This window comes from Ramlibacter tataouinensis, assembly GCF_001580455.1.
Lineage (GTDB): Bacteria > Pseudomonadota > Gammaproteobacteria > Burkholderiales > Burkholderiaceae_C > Ramlibacter > Ramlibacter tataouinensis_B.
Genome location: NZ_CP010951.1, coordinates 3,603,550 through 3,622,469 on the forward strand (window position 1 = coordinate 3,603,550; position 18,920 = coordinate 3,622,469).

At 64.9% G+C, this 18,920-nt stretch carries 7 protein-coding genes; 2 read left to right on the forward strand and 5 right to left on the reverse strand.

Annotated elements, in window-relative coordinates; genetic code table 11:
• Positions 1-24: 24 nt before the first annotated feature.
• Positions 25-15,315, forward strand: a complete 15,291-nt coding sequence (locus UC35_RS16700) for a LysM peptidoglycan-binding domain-containing protein (protein ID WP_082793331.1) — start codon at positions 25-27, stop codon at positions 15,313-15,315.
• 2 nt (positions 15,316-15,317) lie between these two features.
• Positions 15,318-15,716, forward strand: a complete 399-nt coding sequence (locus UC35_RS16705; RefSeq protein ID WP_082793333.1) for an Imm39 family immunity protein — start codon at positions 15,318-15,320, stop codon at positions 15,714-15,716.
• Between the two features lie 143 nt (positions 15,717-15,859).
• Here UC35_RS16705 and UC35_RS16710 read toward each other — a convergent pair whose 3' ends face one another.
• From UC35_RS16710 to UC35_RS16730, 5 genes are all read right to left on the reverse strand, one after another.
• Positions 15,860-16,936, reverse strand: a complete 1,077-nt coding sequence (locus UC35_RS16710; protein WP_061501669.1) for a putative zinc-binding metallopeptidase — start codon at positions 16,934-16,936, stop codon at positions 15,860-15,862.
• Between the two features lie 81 nt (positions 16,937-17,017).
• Positions 17,018-17,332 (reverse strand): BON domain-containing protein, encoded by a 315-nt coding sequence (locus UC35_RS16715; RefSeq protein ID WP_061501671.1) that lies wholly within the window; start codon positions 17,330-17,332, stop codon positions 17,018-17,020.
• 105 nt (positions 17,333-17,437) lie between these two features.
• On the reverse strand, positions 17,438-17,956 hold the full coding sequence (locus UC35_RS16720; RefSeq protein ID WP_061501674.1) for a hypothetical protein: 519 nt from the start codon (positions 17,954-17,956) through the stop codon (positions 17,438-17,440).
• A gap of 31 nt (positions 17,957-17,987) precedes the next feature.
• Positions 17,988-18,368: a hypothetical protein gene (locus UC35_RS16725; RefSeq protein WP_227820354.1), complete on the reverse strand. Its 381-nt coding sequence runs from the start codon at positions 18,366-18,368 to the stop codon at positions 17,988-17,990.
• A gap of 26 nt (positions 18,369-18,394) precedes the next feature.
• Positions 18,395-18,712: a DUF883 family protein gene (locus UC35_RS16730; RefSeq protein ID WP_061501676.1), complete on the reverse strand. Its 318-nt coding sequence runs from the start codon at positions 18,710-18,712 to the stop codon at positions 18,395-18,397.
• Between the last annotated feature and the right edge of the window lie 208 nt (positions 18,713-18,920).

The window sequence follows — 18,920 nt, forward strand, 5'->3', positions numbered from 1 at the left end:
ACAGGAAGAAAAAGGAAGAACGGCATGGTCGCAGTCGTCAGTGGCAACAGTCTGGGCTTGAGCCTGACCTCCATGGCCACCGTGGGGCAGCGGGGGGTGTTCGGGCAGGCGCTGCAGGGGCGCAACGGGGAGCAGGTCTACGTCAACGTGGCCAACGGCAACCTGGTCCTGCAGGATCAGGACGATCGCCTGGTCGCTCACGGCATGGATGCCGTCGCGCTGCGCACCTATAACAGCCAGGGCTTGCTCACCGACGACAACGGCGATAACTGGACCAACGGCGTCTACCTTTGCCAGATGCAGCTGGTCGGCACCGTCAACACGGCCGGCAGCACCGTGATCCGCACGGCGATGGATGGCGCACAGGCCACGTACGCTTACACCACCATCGACGGCAAAGGCAAGTATGTCTCCACGGCAGGCTCCGGCGCCTACGACACGGTCGAATCGATCGGCGGTCAACTCGTCTGGACTGACGGCGACACCCAGATCACCGAGACATACCAACAGGGCGGCAAGGGGCGCGTGCTGGAGCGGCGCGACCTTAACGGCAACTACTGGCAGTTCAACTATGACGGGAAGACCGGGTTCCTGAACTGGGTGCGATCGGGCAGCGCACAGAAGAGCTCGGGCGAACGCACAAACTATCACTACAACGACAAGAACCAGCTCGACTGGGTTGCCACCGAACACGTCGACCCGGCCGATCCGAACAAGACCTCTACGATCACGCGCACGTACTACGACTACGACGCAAGCGGTCGCCTGCAGACCGTTAGCGTCGATCTGAGCCCCAACGACAACACCAGGGGTGCCGACAAGTACGTCACCACCTACAGCTACGACGGTGCCAGCAAGCGCATTTCGCGCATCGCCCAGAACGACCAAACCAGCCTCGACATCCAGTACACGCTGGTGGGCAGCGAATATCGGGTGTGGAAGATCACTGACGCACTCGGCGACGCCACCACCTATGCCTATGCCAACGGCCGAACCAGCGTCACCGACGCGCTGGGCCATGTCACGCTCTACGACTACGACGCCAAGGGGCAGCTCACCAAGGTCACCGGGTCCGGCACCGGCAGCGGCACGCCGACGACGGCTTTGGAGTGGAATTCCAACGGGGATCTGCTGCGCGTAACCGACGGCGAGGGTCGTTCGATCGTCATGGAATACAAGGGCGGCAATCAGACGTTGCAGCGTGATTCCCTGGGCAACACGATTGAGCGGCGCTACACGGAAAAGAATCAGTTGTTGGCCGAGACGGTCTACACCGTCTCCGACCCCGACGGCGCAGGCAGCGGGCGGGCGGCTGGCGCTCAGGTCACGCGCTACGTCTATGACGAGAAGATCCCCACGCGCCTGCTTTTTGTCGTCAGTCCCGAAGGCCGCGTGACCGAGCACCGGTACAACGGCTTTGGCGAGCGGACCACCACGATCCAGTACAACGGTGCCGCCCACGGCGTCACGTCGCTGGCGCCCGCAGACGGCATCAGTCTCGCCAGCGTCCGGGCCTGGGCCTCGGCACAGAATCCGCAACTCGCGACCCGCGCCGACATGGACTACGACGCGCGGGGCCAGTTGATCAAGCTCACGCAATGGGCCGCGCTCGATGCGGGGGGCAATGGCAACGCCAACGGCGCCGCCGTCACCCGGTACACCTATGACCAGGCCGGCCTGCTGCTGAACACGATCGATGCCAACAACGTAGGCACGAGCTACCTGTACGACGGCCTTGGGCGGGTCTGGCTCACCACGGATGCCGAGAGTCGGCAGACCCAGACGACCTACGCCGACTCGTCTGCGACCACGATCGTCCTGAACAAGGCCACCGGTGTGTCCACCACCAGCGTTTATGACAAGGCCGGCCGCCTTGTAAGCGTGGCGCAGGGCGGCGGCGCCAACGCCAACCTGGCGACAACGCGGTTTTCGTACGACGCGGACAACCGCCTGCTGATGACGGAGGACGCCACCGGGGTGCGTCGCTTCACCTTGTGGGACACCGACGGCCGCAAAGTGGCGGAGGTCGACGGTGACGGCACCCTGACGGAATACAGCTACGACCGCAGTGACCGCCTCGCGGCGACCATCGTCTACGCCGCGCCGGTCGATCTGATCAAGTTCATCGACGCCACGGGCCAGCCGAAAGCGCCCGCGCTGGATTCCATCAGGCCGAACGGCGGCGGGCGTCAGGTTTCTCGAACCTACGACTCGGCCGGCCGGCTGTGGCGTGTTGCCGAACCCAACGGCGCCGTCACCGAAACCGTGTACGACGGCGCCTCGCGCATCATCGCTATCAACCGATACGCTGCGGGCAGCCCCACGCCGGACCGCGTGACGCGCAATTTCTACGACGCGGATGGACTGCTGCTGGCCACCCTGGATGAGGACGGCTACCTCACCGAATTCACGTACGACAACGCGGGCCGCATGGTCCAGCGCTACCGCTACATCACGGCCACTGAGCCTGCCACGCGAGCTGGCGGAACGCTCTCGCAATTGCGCCCTGAGAAGGTGCTCCCCAACGGGCCGAGCACGGCCCCTGCCTACGACGCGCTGACGACTCATATCGTCAACGGGCGCGGCCAGGTCGTCGGAGAAGTGGATGCCGAAGGCTACCTCACCGAATCGCGATACGACCCCTACGGCCAGCTCACACAGCGGATCCGCTATGCCGACAAGGCCGCAGGGATCATCAGCCCTTCCGCCCGAATCGAGGACCTCCGGCCTTCGCTGGCGAACCCCGAAGACCGCAGCACGATCTGGGGGTACGACGCCCTGCACCGCGTCATCCTCGAAATCAACCCTGAAGGCACGCAAACCACCTACAGCTACGACATCGCGGGCAATCTCAGCTCCACGGTACATGCGGTTGGCCGGCCCGAGACGCGCTCGCTCCTGGCCCGGTACGACTTGCTCGGGCGCGTCACCGCGGAACTCTCTGCCGAGGGCGCGAAGAAGATCCAGGCTGGCGCCGACGTCGAGTCGACGTGGGCCCAGTACGCCCTGCACCATACCTACGACGCCGCCGGCCGCCGCACCAGCACCACCGACGCCAACAACCTCAAGACGCTCTTTTTCTACGACGCAGACGGCCGCGTCACCTACACCGTCAATGCCGAAGGCGAAGTCACGCAGAACAGTTACGACGCGTTCGGGCAGCTGTCGGCGACCGTGAAGTTTGCCAACCGTGTGGGCAAGCCCGCCCTGACGGGATGGGCGGGCGGCCTCGACGCGACGGCGCTGAAAGACGCGCTCGTGTCCAGCGACAAGGACAGCACGACCAGCTACGGCTACGACGTGCTAGGGCATCTGCACACCGTCACAGATGCGCTGCTGCACATCACGCAGATCGACTACAACGCTTTCGGCGAAGAAACGGACCGGTCTGAAGATCTCGGCGATGGGACGCGAGTCAAGACCCACATTGACCGCGATCGACGGGGGCTCCAGACGCGCGTCACCGCGGATCTCGGCGGCATCGCAGTCGTCACCGAGATGGACTACGACGCGTTCGGCCGCGTCATCCGAATCGAGGACGCGAATCACAACGAGCGCAGGCGGTGGTACGACCGTATCGGGCGCGCCCTTGCCTTGCAAGACGGCCTCGAGACCAATCGCTACGTCGAATACGACGCCTTCGATCGCGTCGTCAAGGAAACGGACGCCCGGGGCTCCGAAACCATCCACTCCTACGACCGCGTGCACCGCACGCTCAAGGTGACCTCCGGCGAGATCACTGTCACCACCACCTTCGATGCCTTGGGCCGCACGGCAAGCGTCAAGGACGGCCGTGGCAACACCACCAGCTACGTCTACGACGCCAACGGCAACCTCAAGTCGACCAGCACTCCCGAAGGCGAGTTCAAGAACGACTATGACCGGGGCGGCCGCTTGGTTCAGACCACCGACGCGGGAGGGCGCGTCGTCACCTTCGGATACGACGGCGCCAACCGTGTTCACGTCAGGCACACCGACCCAAAAAAGCTCGACCTCACCACGACCTTCGAGTACGACGGCAAGGGCCAGCAGATCCTGGTCACCGACAACGAGAACCGCAAGACCAGGTACGAGTACGACCTGGCCGGCCGGGTCTCGGCCCAGATCGTCGACCCGGATGGACTCGCGCTGGCCACCCGATTCGAGTACGACGCACAGGGCCGCACCCTCAAGGTCACCGATCCGGGCAACCGGGTCACTCAGTACGTGTACGACAAGCTCGGACGTCGCACGAGCGAGACGGTCGATCCAGGGGGACTGGCGCTTACGCGACGCTACGACTACGACGCCAATGGCAACGTCACCGCGGTGACCGGGCCGGACGGTGGCGTGACGCGCTACACCTACGACGCCGAGAACCGGGTTGTACTCACCGTGGGCCCCACTGGTGCCGTGACGAGGAATGGCTACAACGTCGAAGGCCAGCTGGACGTCACCACGACCTACAGCGCCGCGGTCGACACCTCGACTCTCGGCCCCAGGCCGACAAGTGATGAGGTGAGCGCCCAACTCGGCGCAAACGCGGCGGTCGAGTTGACCGTCAGCCGGGTGCTGGATCGCCACGGCCGCACGACGGCGACGGTCAACAGTCTGGGTGAAGTCGTCAGATTCAAGTACGACGAGGCGGGCAACGTCATCGAGCGGCGCGCCTATGCCAGGAGGGTGATCGGCTGGACGGCGGGTACGGAGCCGAACCCGCCCGAGGATCCGAGCGATCGGCTGCAGCGCACGGTCTATGACGGCCTGAATCGCGCCATCTACAGCGTCGACGGCAACAACGCGCTCACGGCGCTGCGCTACGACAAGTCAGGTAACCTGAGCGAACGCGTTACCTATACCACGCCGCTGCCCGCCGGAACGGCCATGACCTTGGAGGCGCTATCGGCACTTGAGCCGGGCCTGAGAAGCGCAAGCGACCAGCGCACCCGCATGGCGTACGACGGCGCCGGCCGCATGACCCACACCACCGACGGTGCCGATTCGGTCACAGAACTGGTCTACGACGGCAGCGGCCTGGTCGTGCAGCGAATAGCGCATGCCAACACCACCGCGGGCAATCCTGACGGTGTCGCCAGCAGCAGTACCGACAGGGTGAGTTGCTATGCATATGACGCGGCCGGGCGTCTGCGTTTCTCGGTGGACGCCCTGGGAACCGTGACCGAGCACGCGAACGACAACAGCCGCAACGTGGTCCGTGAAACCACGTTTGCTATGCGCGTCGCCGCGCCGTCGGCGGCTCATCACTACAGGATCGAAGACCTCGACCACATCGCCCAAACCGCGAACGATCGCACGCAGCGCATGGGCTATGACAATGCGGGTCGGCGTGTGCTCACCATCGATGCGGAAGCGCAGGTCACCACCACGGGCTACGACGCGCTCGGCAACGTCACCCTGGTCCAGCGCCACGCTGCGCTGGCCGACGTCGGTTCACTCACCGATGCATCCACGCTCGACCAGTTGAAGGCCACAGTGCCGACGGGCTCGGCCGACCGCATTGGGCACTACAGCTACGACCGCGCTGGCCGCCTCACCGATTCGACGGACGTTCTTGGCCACCGCAAGCACACCGACTACGACACCTGGGGTCGGATCGACGGGACGGCCGAGTTCTCCTACGGTGGCGGCGTCGATCGCTCCAGCAGCTTTGAATACGACGCGGCGGGACGCATGACCGACAGCACCGACGCTCTCGCCGGCACTGAGCACTACGAGTACGACGGCGTCGGCAACCGCATCAGCTTCAGGAACAAGAAGGGCGCCGTCTGGACCTATGAGTACGACGCTGCGGGCCGTGTTGTTAAGGAAACGTCGCCCGAAGTGCAGCTGACCGTCAGCAACATCACGGTCGGAGCGGACGGGATCGAGCATATTTCCCAAGGATCTACCGGCGCCGCTGCTGTCGTGACCCGGCTGGCCTACGACGCAGTCGGAAACCTGCGCTTCCGCACCGAGGCACTGGGCCGGCCCGAAGAGCGCACCACCGAGTACCAGTACGACGGCGCCGGCCGGCAAGTGCGAGTGGTGCATCCTGAAGTCGGCGTCTACAGCAGGACGGCCGACTCGGCCGCCAACGGCGCCAGGAGCGTGGCGACGCGCACCGAGACCCGGCGCAACCTCGTCACCGTTACCGCTTACAACGCTTTCGGCGAGGCGGTGGCCAATCAGGATGTCGCCGGCAACAACAGCCACAAGACTTACGACAAGCTCGGGCGCCTGATCTGGGAGGTGGACGCGGCGGGGTACGTGACGGGCTACCAACGCAACGTGTTTGGCGACGTGGAGCGGTTCACCCGTTACGCAATGCCCACCACTATGGGTGGTCGCGCGGGTGAACTCTCGGCGGACCAGATCGCTGCGGTGGTGAATGCTCCCGGCAGCCATGCGAGCGACCGTTTCCTGGAGTCGACATTCGACCATGTCGGCCGCGCCATCCACGTGACCGAATCGGGTGTCTACAACTACGACTCCAGTGCCGCCGATGCGCTGCACCAGTACTTCACCGTGGGCCGCACCACCCACAACACCTACGACGCCTTCGGCGACCTCATCCAGGTCAACCAGCTGAAAAACTCGGCGGCAGGCACGTGGCAGTACGAGAACCGCTACTACGATGCGGCCGGACGCCTGCGCACGGTGATCGACGCCGCCGGCTTCGTCACCAGCCAGGATTTCGACGACTACGGCAACCTGCTGGTTCGCACCGAGTATGCGAACGCGCTGACCGGCTGGACCGGCAGCCAGCGTCCCGCTTCGCCGCCTCTAGCGGGAACGGACCCGAACGACCGCACGGTGACGGCCCAATATGACAAACTGGGACGAAAAAAATGCGAAACGCGCGTCAACGTCGTGTACGCCGACCCGGGCTCCGCGACGAGCACGCGTGGCAACCTGTCGACGTTCTACGAGTACGACGCGGTCGGCAATCTCACGGCGACGACGGACGCCGCCGGCGCCGTCACTCGCAGCTACTACGACGCGCTCGGCCGCGTGCTGGCGGTGGCCGAGCCCACCCGCGGCGGCGCCACGGGCGGCTCGACGGTGACTCCGCTGACCGAGTTCCTGCGCGACGCCTACGGCAATGTGATCGTTTCGATGCAGCGTGCCAAGGGCGCGGCGACCGCGACGGCGACAAGCTATGTCGCGAACGTCGATACCGAGGACCGGATCACGCTCACCGCCTACGACAAGGCGGGCCGAGCGATCGTCAGCAGGGACGCCGGCGGTAACGAACACTACGCGTCGTTCGACGCGTTCGGCCACCTGGCCAAGCAGTGGCAGGGCGTCACCGGCAGCGACGACATCACGCGCACGCTGTTCCGGATCTTTGAGTACGACGCGCTCGGCCAGCAGACCCATGTGGTCGACCCGGACACCATGAGTGCGGCGCCGCAGTGGGTGAGTACGGCCACCAACTACAACGCGTTCGGCGAAGTGACCTCCCGAGCGGTGAACGGCGAGGAGGTCGAGTACTTCAGGTACGACAACGCCGGGCGCCTCTGGAACACCAACACCGGCGACGGCATCGGCCGCATCACGCTGTACGACCTGCAAGGCAATGCCACCGCCGACCTGCGCAGCCAGGGCGGCGTGCGCATCGACATGATCCAGAGCGCGGAGGAGGCCGTGCAGATGGGCGGCGCCGGCATTCGTCGCACTGACCAGAAGTTCGACCTTGCGGGGCACGTGATCGAACAGATCCTGCCCGAGCGCGCGGAAGTGCAGGGCGGGGTGACGATTCATCGCACGTTCCTGCAAAACGCAGTCTTGTCCTCCGCCTTGCCGGCCGAAACGGAAAGCGCCCGATCCTGGGACGGGGTCAACTCCGTTAAGCTGGTGTGGAATTCGCTCGCTGATCTGGGAAGCGGGGACATCCGCGTCGAGATCCAGTACGTGCAGATCGGTGCGGTGACGATGGTCGGCGACGAGAGCGAAGCCACGGCCGTCACGCAGGACGGGCCGATTGCGACCCGCACCGTGCTGCTGTCATCTGAGCAAGGCGCCTCCGGTGCCGACGTGTCGTGGTCCGACCCGACGATAGGCGACTTTGGCGGCATCCTGCGCGTGGTCAGTGTCAAGGTCTGGAAAAAGGACGTCCAGGGCGCCTACCAGCAGGTACTTGGCCAGGCGGGAGCCAACGCAGTGGAAATCGCCGCACCGCCCGATCAGTCGGCGACCGTGCGCCTGCAGGTCCGGCCGCTGGGCGGCGCCTGGGCCGATGTGTCCTTGGTGAACTTCGGCGATGCCTTTCGCTACGACACGACGGACCTGGCGATCGGCGACTACGAGTACCAGGTGCGTGTGGCCAATGTCGGCGAAGAGGAGCGAACGACCGCCACAGGCGCCTTGAACATTGCACACGCATCGCTCGCCGTGATCGGCTTGCCGCTCACGGCCGGCCGAGCCGGTTTGCCGGCAGGAACGCTGTCCTGGCAGGACCCCGGCAACGGCGTCACGCAGATCTTCCGCAGCCGTACGGCCGGCGGCACGGACTGGACGTCGAAGTCTGTTACTACTGCCGGCCCGGGGTTCAGCGGCATCGACCTCACGCCCTACCCGAGCGGCGACTACGAATACGAGCTCTTGTGGTGCATGGCGGGTGACCCGTTCCCTTACGCGCACGCGACGGGTCAGATGACGCTGGTCGCGGCGATCCCGCCGAAGCCGGTCCCGCCCGTGGGGATTCCGCACATCGAAGGCGTCGGCATCGTCGCGCTGTCGGAAGAGTCGGGCGGGGGCCACTACGCCGTCGCGTGGAGCGGCCTACCAAGGATGAACGCCGAGGTTCGCTATCGTCCCTACGGAGCCACCGGCAGCTGGTCTACGTTGCCGGTGAGCGGCGGGGCCGACGAATCTGGCGCCGTGCTGCAAAGTGCTTCGCTCGAGGGCATGCCCGCCGGACACTACCAATACTGGATCACTCTCACCGTGCCGGGCGAAGCGTCGCTCGCGGCCCAATCGATCGGCGAGCTCACGCTGCAGGCGGGAACGGGCCACTACGAGCTGCGCCTTGATTCGCATACCGAAACGGTCACCGTGCATCCGGAGGATCCCGAGCACTTCGTCATCGGCTACGCCCAGGGCACGCTCACCTACGGTCCACCGGTTGTGATTGGAACCGACGAAAACGGGCAACCGATCTTCGGGCACTACTACGGCCGCAATGCGAGCGGTCAGGTGGTTGGGCTGCCGTACCGCGGCACGCACACGGTCACGGACGAGGTCACGCCGCCCCCTCCGTCGAACTTCATCATCTCGAGCACGCTCAACTACGGTTTTCCGGTGGTGGTTGGCACGGATCCATCCGGCCAGCCCATCCTGGGCGCGCACTATGAGCGCCTGCCGAACGGAACCGTGGTCGCGGTGCCGTACACCGAGACGGAAACCATCTCTCGCCAGATCGAGCACGCGGTGCAGCCGCCGGACCCGGTTGGTTTCATCGTCAGCAGCCAGGTCACTTACGGCGCGCCGGTGGTCGTGGGCTACGACGAGCCGGGCAACGCCATCCTGGGCGAACACTACGCCTACGGGCCGAGTGGCGCGATCGTCGGTGTGCCCTACACCGTGACGGACGTGAGCACCCGCCCCGTCCAGCACACGGTGCAGCCGCCGGACCCGGCCGACTTTGTCATCAGCAGCCAGCCGATCTACGGCGCACCGGTGGTCGTGGGCTACGACGAAGCGGGTGCGCCCATCCTCGGCGAGCACTACGCCTTCGCGGCTGGCGAGATCGTCGCCGTGCCGTACATCGTGTTCGACACCGTGACGCACACCGAGGAGGTGGCCGTGCAGGTGCCGGTGCAGTTCCTGGTCCACGAGCCGATCTACTCGGAAACCACTGAGCCCGTGTTCGAAACGCGCACCGAGACGCGCCAGGTGGCTTACGAGGAACTGGTGGGTCGCACCCCGGTCATCGCGTACGACGAGGCCGGAAATCCCTTTCAGGTCACGGACGAAAACGGCAACCCGCTCTACGAGGACGTGTACGAGACGCGCTACCGCGAAGAGACCTACACCCACGAAGTCCAGGTGGGCACGCGCACCGTGAGCACCCTGGTCGGCTACGACGATCACTACGAGACGCAGTACGAAACCCAATACGAAACCAGGACGACCACGGAATCGGTGCCCCGCACCGTCTACCCCGACCCGCCGTCCATGTACGTGATCGGCGGCCGTGTCACCTATGGCGCGCCGGTGGTCGTGGGCTATGACGAAGCCGGCAACCACATCCTCGGCGAGCACTACGCATACAACGCGAGCGGGGAGATCGTGGCAGTGCCGTACACCGTCACCGAAATCGTCACGGAGACGAGCACACGTACCGTGGTGCCGGAGGACCCTTCGCACTTCATCACCGGCAGCGCCATTGTCTACGGCGCGCCGGTGGTCGTGGGTTACGACGAAGCGGGCAACGCCATTCTCGGCGAGCACTACGCCTACGACGCGAGCGGCAAGATCGTAGCGGTGCCGTTCATGGTGACGGAAACCGCCACCGAAGAGGTGACTCGCACCATCGTGCCGGAAGATTCATCGCACTTCATCACCGGCGGAACCATCGTCTATGGTTCGCCGGTGGTGGTCGGCTACGACGAAACGGGCAATCCCATCCTCGGCGAGCACTATGCCTATGATGATCACGGCAACATTGTGGCCGTGCCCTACACCGTCACGACGGAGGTCGATGACGACTTCCTGACGGTTCCCGAAGACCCGTCGCACTTCATCATCGGTGGCGAGCCGGGCGCGAAGATCTACGGTGCCCCGGTCGTGACCGGCTACGACGAAAGCGGCGCGCCCATCTATGGCCTGGGCTACGAGATGGGGTCCGACGGCCAGGTGCGCACCTACGACTACGACACGGCGCAGACGACCTACACCGAGGTGCAAGTTTGGGTCGAAGACGGAAGTCCCACGCCCACCCTGGTGGACCAGAGCCCGGAATACAAGCCCGGCTACACCGTCCCCGGTGTGCCGGGCCAGTACAGCGCGACAGGCAGCACCCAGCCCGACACGGCGGCCATCAGCGGCGGCCCGCAGCGTACCGTGCTCACGCAAACGCGAGGCCAGGATGGTGCCAGCCGTATCGAGCGGCCCAGGATCTTTCAGACAGCCGACCGCTGGGGCAACGTCACGAGCATCACCGACCCACGCCAATCGTCCTGGGTCACGACATACCGCTACGACGCCAGCAACCACATGGTCGAGCAGCATCAGCCGGACGAAGACGGCAACGCCGGCGGGCCGGTCACGCGGGTGTTCTTCGACCGCCTCGGCAATCAGGTCGGCGTGCTCGATGCGATGAACCACTTCAACGGCGAGGTATACGACGCCGCGGGGAACCTCGTACAGGAACTGCACGCCGATGGTGGGGTGGTTCGCTACAACTACAACGTGTTCGGCGAGCGCACGCAGATGCGTGACGCGATGGGCCACGAGACCGCCTACGCCTACAACAAGCTCGGCCAGCAGACCGAGATCACGCGTCTGGGCGCCGGCGACACGGCCTTCGTCATCTACAGCTCCGGCTTCGGCGAAGGCTGGTTCGCGGAATCCGGCAAACTGGGATATCGCCTCGAGCGCACCGGAGCCATCGTGGAAAGGGCGACGTACGACCAGGCGGGTCGCAAGCTCACTCAGACCAATGGCAACGGCGAAGTCACCGAGTACACCTACGACCTGCATGGCAACGTCAGCTCGGTGACCGTCGGCGGCCAGCGGCAGCAGTCGGCCGCCTACGACAACCAGGGCCGCAAGATCGCTGAGGTCGACGGCCTGGGCAATGCGAGCAGCTGGTCTTATGACTACTTCGGCCGCTTGAAGAGCCACGGCACGATCGGCGGGACGGTGTATGAGTATGGTTACGATGCCGCACAGCAGCTGGTCAGCCAGACCGGGGGCGGCCAAAGCATCACTTACAGCTACGACGCCGCGGGCCAGGTGACGCGCATCGTGGACAGCCAGCCGGCCGGCGGCGCCTATTCGAGCAAGACCACCAGGTACGCGTACGACCGGGCCGGCCACAAGATCCTGGAGAACACCGTCCAGGACGGCGTCACCTACCAGGACAACCACATCGCCTATGACGCCTTGGGACGGGTGCGCTGGGTAGGCGACACGCGTGCCTACGCGCTGTTCGACTACGACGCGGTGGGCAACCGCACCCATGTCTTCACGCACCTGATGAACGGGGAAACCGATCACAACGACGAGCGCTACTACGCCTACGACGCCTTGAATCGCCAGGTGCTGGTCGATTCGTATGATGCCGCGGGCAATGATCTGCGCGCGCGCGGCCACATCGTCGGATACGACAAGAACGGCAATCGGACATCGGACACCTTCCAGGGCACCAAGATCCTGCCCGAGGACGGAGTGCAGGACGTCCTCGGCTACGACGAGTCCTCTGGCGAGGTTATCTACGGCCACGAACACACCGTCTACCACAACGCCGGCCTGGGCCTGGTCACCGAGGAATACGGGTACGACGGCATGGGGCGCCTCAAATCCATCGTGCGCGACGGCATCCAGACCGACCTGCGCCTGTACGACGCGGCCGGCCGCCTCATCCACACCGGCCCCAAGGACGCCCTGCCCAAGTCGTATTTCCAGATGGCCAGCGGCGAGGATGACGGCCAGCCGCTGCCCGGCACCGGCACCGAAAGCCGCATCAATCACTACGACGCGCAAGGGCGACTGCGCTACACGCGAGCTCAGAAAAACGACGATGCGGGCCACCTCACCGACAAGTACACGGTCGACTACCAGGAGTTCGACGCAGCCGGCAACCTGTTGAGGTACGTGATGAACGACGCCGCCAGCGGCGCCGTCAACACCTACACCTACGACCTCGCCAAGTTCGACGGCTACAAGGAAGGCGTGGTGCGCGGCACCAGCAACAAGATGCAGCCGGGCACCACTACCAACAGCTACGACGCCAACGGCTTCCTGGTCAAGGTGGACGACAGCACCAAGGACAGCTACGACCGCAGGTTCGTTAACGACCTGGGCGGCCAGGTGCTGGCGGTGAACCAGGGCGGGAATGTGTTGCGCCAGCTGATCGTCAATGGCGAAGTGTTGGCCCGCTACGGCATGGCCCCGAGCGAGCTGCAGCCCAAGACGAAGCAGGGTGACCCCAACATGGTGGACACCAACGAGTTCCTGTTTGGCTACCGCCCGATCAATCCGGAGTTTCCCACCGCGGCACCGGGCGCGTACACCGTCAAGAGCGGCGACACGCTCCGGAGCATTGCGCAGACCGCCTATGGCGACGTGCGCCTGTGGTTCAGGATCGCCGAGGCCAACGGGCTGGAGGGCGATGCCGACTTGAGGGCGGGGCAGACGCTCTCGCTGCCGAACATTGTCAGCGGCGCGTCGAACGCGAGCGGCACCTTCCAGCCGTACGACCCGAGCAAGGTAGTGGGCGACACTACGCCGAATCTGCCGGCACCCAAGCCAAAGAAAGCAAGTTGGTGGAAGCAACTGATCGTCATCATCGTGGCGATTGTTGTATCGGTCCTCTCATATGGGGCGCTGGCGCCGCATATGGGAGGTCTCGGGCAGTTTGCGTCAATCGCCGCTGGCGCTCTTTCCGGTGCCGCCGGGTCGATTGCGGGTCAGCTAGCCGGCATGGCCCTTGGAGTGCAGGAGAGCTTCAGCTGGAAGGGCGTTGCAGTCGGCGCGATAGGCGGTGCGATTGGCGGCGGGCTAGCGGGCTCGTCGCTGGCAGGCTCGAGCCCAGGAAACATCATCGCGCGTGCTTTGATAACCGCTGCACTGACGCAAGGCATAGGGGTCGCGACCGGCCTTCAGAAGCGTTTCGATTGGAGAAGCGTTGCCGCAGCCGCGGTTGGAGCAGGCATCGGGGTCGTTGTCGGCGAAGCGTTTGGCAACCTCGGCGTCAAAGGTACCGAGAACTCGCCTCGATTCGACGACGAGGGCAACCGCATGCCGGGATCGGCTGAGCAAGACGGACAGCGCTACTACAGCTCCGGAACTGCGGGCAACATGTCATACAGCGCGGCGAACTTGATGAAAACCGCACTCGTCACCGCGGGTGGGGGTCTGGCGAGTTCTGTGGTCCGCGGCGGGCATATTGAAGCAGCACAGATTGCCGTGGATGCGTTTGGCAATGCGTTGGGGCAGGGGATTGTGGATGCTGTGAATTTGCCGGATCGCGGCAATGATCAGCTTAGCGACGAGCAGGTTAACTGGATCTTGGGCAACAACATGCGGCGCGATGCAGTGTGGGTTGTGGCGGAGAACAAAGCCGGTGACTCTGGAATCCGGGCGACGAGCGACGCTGGAGGCGGCTCCTCGCTGCTTGATGACGATGGTGATGTGGGCCCGTTCCCTAACATCTTTGCAGATATAGAGAAGGCCCGGGCAGCAGCCCGGACGGCGCAGTCCATTGCCGTTACCTCGGGAGCAGGTGGGCCGATCGACACTCTAGGCAGTATTGAAGATCCGTACGTGGGGTCTGGTCTGTCAGGCATCGAGGGGAGGATCGGCGCACGGATTGGCAAGACGATCATCGACTATAACCTGGGCCCTCGTTCCTTGGGCCTCGCTGGTACGGTGCTCAGTGGCTACGGTGTTGCCGCAGGCGTTGCCACGTTGTCTCCAGCGCTCGTGACACTGTCCGTCGATCAGATCTTCGCCAATGCGAAGTTGACTGCCACTGGCGAGACCTCGCCTACCCTTCTGAATCAAGGACTGCAAGCTGGCTTCGGACTCTCACCGTCCGAAGCCGCCTGGGTGGAGATGTACATCACGGCTGGCAGTGCCGCTGGGCCTGCCGTCATCCATGCTGCTCGTAGCCGCATCAACGCAGGGTTGGGCTTACGTGCGCCGAGCATCAATGCGGTAGCCGGAAATATTGAAGCAGAAGTAGCCGGGGATTTCACGCCGCTCAAATTCCAAGGCGACCGCCTCTACGCCTTGATGCCTTCCAATGAAGGTGCTGGTCCATTGAGGTGGATGCGCACGGGACGAATCGATCCGGCGCCATCAGTGCATGGCAACAGCCTCAAGAACCCGAATCCCACACACGTTTACGCAATCCGAGACGAAACGGGCGCTGCGTGGAAAATTGGCGAGAGTGCTCGTGGCTTGAATGGCCAGGGGCTGTCGTTGCGGGCAGAGCAGCAGGTTCGTGAACTAAACTTGCTATATCCCGACAAGTTCTTCAGTAGCGAGGTCCGTGCCTGGCAGCCCGACAAGGCGAGCGGTCGCGCACATGAGACTCGCTTCATAGAGCGGTACCGTTCTATGTTTGGTCAAGACGTGTTGCCTGGGAACTTAACCAACCGATAGCCATGACCGAAGTCAGAAATCTTGTAGTGGGTGCAGTCTCACTCGTCAAGTGTCGAATCAAGGATCACGGCCGCGCGGCCCTTGCGGCAAGGAACTCGCTTGAGCCGGCGCTTGAAGCCAACGGCTTCTTAAAGGACGCGCCCTTTAGGACGGTAAGCTTGATCCTGCGGTACGGTGATCGCGACAACCTAAATCCGGACATTGGCGACGTGGATGCTCGTCGCAGCGCCTTGCCAGTTGCAGTGGAATTGGATGCTAAGCGCCTTGAGAAGCTGGATCTCAACACTCTCACGGAAGAGTTCCGCTCGGTGATGATCGAGCTTCTATGCGACGTGGCAGCGAACTTCGATCTTCCGTTCGAATTTCTCGACGCGATGCGCAAACCCTTGGCCAAGCATTGATTGAGTGCGCCCGGAGAGATGGCCCGCATCAGGCGGATATTTTTTTGAGCCGCGGCGGAGCGGCTTGTCGGGCGAGGTGGTGGCGTCAAATCAAGGCCACGTGATGTTGCACGCTACGGCGGGTTCGAACAAGGCTTGGCGGTTCAGCGCCGCTTGCGCTGGATCACGTCGTGCACGAAGCGAAGCTTTTCCAGCGACTGACCGGCCAGCGCAAAGGGGTAGGCATCGTCCTGGCCCAGGCTGCGGTTCAGGCTGTTGAGCAGCAGGGTGAGCGGGACCCACTGGCGGACCAGCGCGCGAAACTCGCCCGCCCCGCCGTCGAAGGGATCGATGACGCCCTCGATGCCCTGCTTGCTGCCAGGCACCGCCAGCCGCGTGTTGTACGAGGCCGCGGTTTCGAGCAGGTCCACCATGTGCAGGTAGTGCGCCCAGGTTTCCGCCCAGTCCTCCCACGGGTGCGAGGTGGCGTAGGCGCTCACGTGGCGGGCCTGCCAGCCGGGCTCGGCGCCCCCGGCGGCGTAGTAGCGATCGAGCGCCTCGCCATAGGGCTGCTGCTCGTCGCCGAAGACCGCTCGGAATTCGTCGATGCGGCCCTCGTCGCGGATCAGCCGATCCCAGTAGTAGTGGCCGGATTCGTGGCGCAGGTGCCCGAGCAACGTGCGGTAGGGTTCGTGCAGCGCCACGCGGCGCCGCACCCTTTCTTCGTCATCGGCTTCGGCGATGTTGAGCGTGATCAGGCCCTCGGCATGGCCGGTGAACACCTGTTGTCCGGGCAAGTCGGCAAGGAACTCGAACACCGGGCCATCGCGCCCGCCTGCCGGCGGATTCACCGAGACCAGGGCCAGCTTGGCCAAGGTGTAGAACAGGCGCCGCTTGGCCACTTCGATGCGGTACCAGCGCACGTGGTTCTCGGGAATCGACAGGTCAGGCAGCACGCGCGTGAGCCGGCAGGACACGCACAGCGGATTGGGATCGGACGCCGGCACGGCGAAGTTGCAGGCCTGGTGCTCGGTGTGGTTGATGCACAGGCGATAGGCTGCATTGGCGGCATCGCCGTCGTCCCTGGCCTTGCGACGGAACAGGGCCGTGTCTTCCTCCGGCTCGATCGCGCACAGGGCCAGCCGGTCCGGCAGGAATGCCAGTTCACTGCCGCAGCGCAGGCAACGCACGTTCTCGAAGAACAGCGCATGGCCGCAGACATCGCAGTGGAAGGTTTTCATCGATGGCAGGATAGCAAGAAGGCAGGCAGGAGGCCGTGTGCCTCCATGCCTGCCGGTGACGCTGCCGGAAACGCGGGCCGCTTACGGACGCACCGTCACGTTGTTCTGCACCGACTTGACACCCTTGGTGTCCCGCGCGAGCTTCTCTGCCGCCGCGCGTTCCTGCGACGTCTTCGCAAAACCGGAAAGCTGCACGGTCCCGTTGAGGGTTTCGACCTTGATGGCACCGGCGTCCACGGTCTTGTCCTCCACGAACTTGGACTTCACCGAGGTGGTGATGGCGGCGTCGTCGACGTAGCCCCCGGCCGTTTCCTGTCCGCGTATCACCGAGCAGCCGGTTGCGGCCGCGGTGGCGGCGGCGATAGCCGCGATCACGAAAGTTCTTTTGACGTTCATGGCATTTCTCCCATTCTTGCGGTGCCTCACTCCCTTGAAGCGCGCCCCGGAGCGAGGCACCACACTCCGGTTCGCATTTGGACCGACGCCCGGGTTGCGCAGGGGCTATGCCGCTGCATCCTCCTCGTCGTCGTCGACATCCGACATGGCCGACATCAGCAATCCGGCCAGCTGCGGCGACTTCACCAGCCCGACCAGGATGCCGGTGACCGAGATCAGGCGCCAGGGCCGCGCGATCGTCAGCAGCGCCCCGGCGGCGGCGGCAATCCCGAGGTAGGCCAGAGGATGGCGACGCGCATACTGGGACAGCAGCGGCGTCGCCATCTGCAGCCCCATGCGCGCGGGGTGATGCCGCCAATAGCTGCGCGCAGCGCTCCGCACGCGCCGGAACCGCCGCCCACCCGCGGAGCCGGCCGCTGCAGGCTTCTCGCGTGGACCCTGGGCGCCACGCTCTCCCGGCGCCTGCCGCTGTCCCGACGCCTGTCGCCGTTCTGCCTTCTGCTGTTCCGCGGACTTCTGCTGTTCCGAAGCAAACGCCTGCCGTTCCCGGCGCATTTCCTTCCGATAGACATGTTCGATGATGGCCAGGCGGGTGCGCGCCAGTTTGTCGGCCGCGTCGCTCATGCGGCCCTCACCCCCACCAGCGCCTGGCGCGTCATGACTTGGCCCCTATCGTTCGCAGCGTCTGCGCGTCGGCGTCGAGTTGCGCCCGAAGTTCGGTAAAGGCGGATGCAGGCATCGGCTGGCGGGCGATCATCCATCCGACCACCACGATGACCAGCGGAATCGCCGGGACCACGACCAGCGCCCAGTGGAATTCATGCAACAGCGCGCCCAGCATCGCCGCCACGCCGGCCAGGATCAGGAACACCAGGCCACCGATCGCGACGGCGCCCCACGCGGCGGCGCGCCGCTTCACCTGGACGCCCAGGCCGCTCGCCTCTTCCTGCGCCAGCGCGGCGTAGCCGGCGATATGGTCCATCACCAGTTCGGGACGGCTGACGAGCACCGTGAAGATGGGATGGACGATGGCCATGGCTTTCGCCCTGCGTCCGGTCGGAGTCAGTATTGGCGATGGTTGCGGCGCAGCGCGAGCACCAAGCCCGCCACTGCCGCGCCGATCGCCGCGGCGATCAGCGCCGAGCGCACCGGCTGGTCGGAAACGTAGCGCGAAGTGGCGTGCGCGTATTCGCCCATGCTGCTGGCCCCGCGGTTGGCCATGTCCCTGACGCCATAGCGCAGGTCGCGCATCCGCTCGCCTGCGCGCTCCAGCGCCGTCCCCGCAAATTCACGGGTGCTGTCCAAGGCCTGCGTGGCCATTCCGCGCGGGTCCTCGGCGTAGGTGGGGTCTCCGCTGCGAAGCGATCTGATGATGTTCATCTCGTTGTCCTCTCGTGACGTTCGGTGCTATGGGCACGCATGCCATGCACACATGCCCTCCGGTTGACAGGGCGCCCTGCGCGAGGGGTCACCTGCGGCTAGGTTAGACGGGGGCCACGCGCGCTGTTGATCGGCGGTCGGCCTGTCAATCTGTCGGCAGGCGTGATCGCCCCATGTAGGACCCGGCCGACCTTCGGAGAGGAAATTT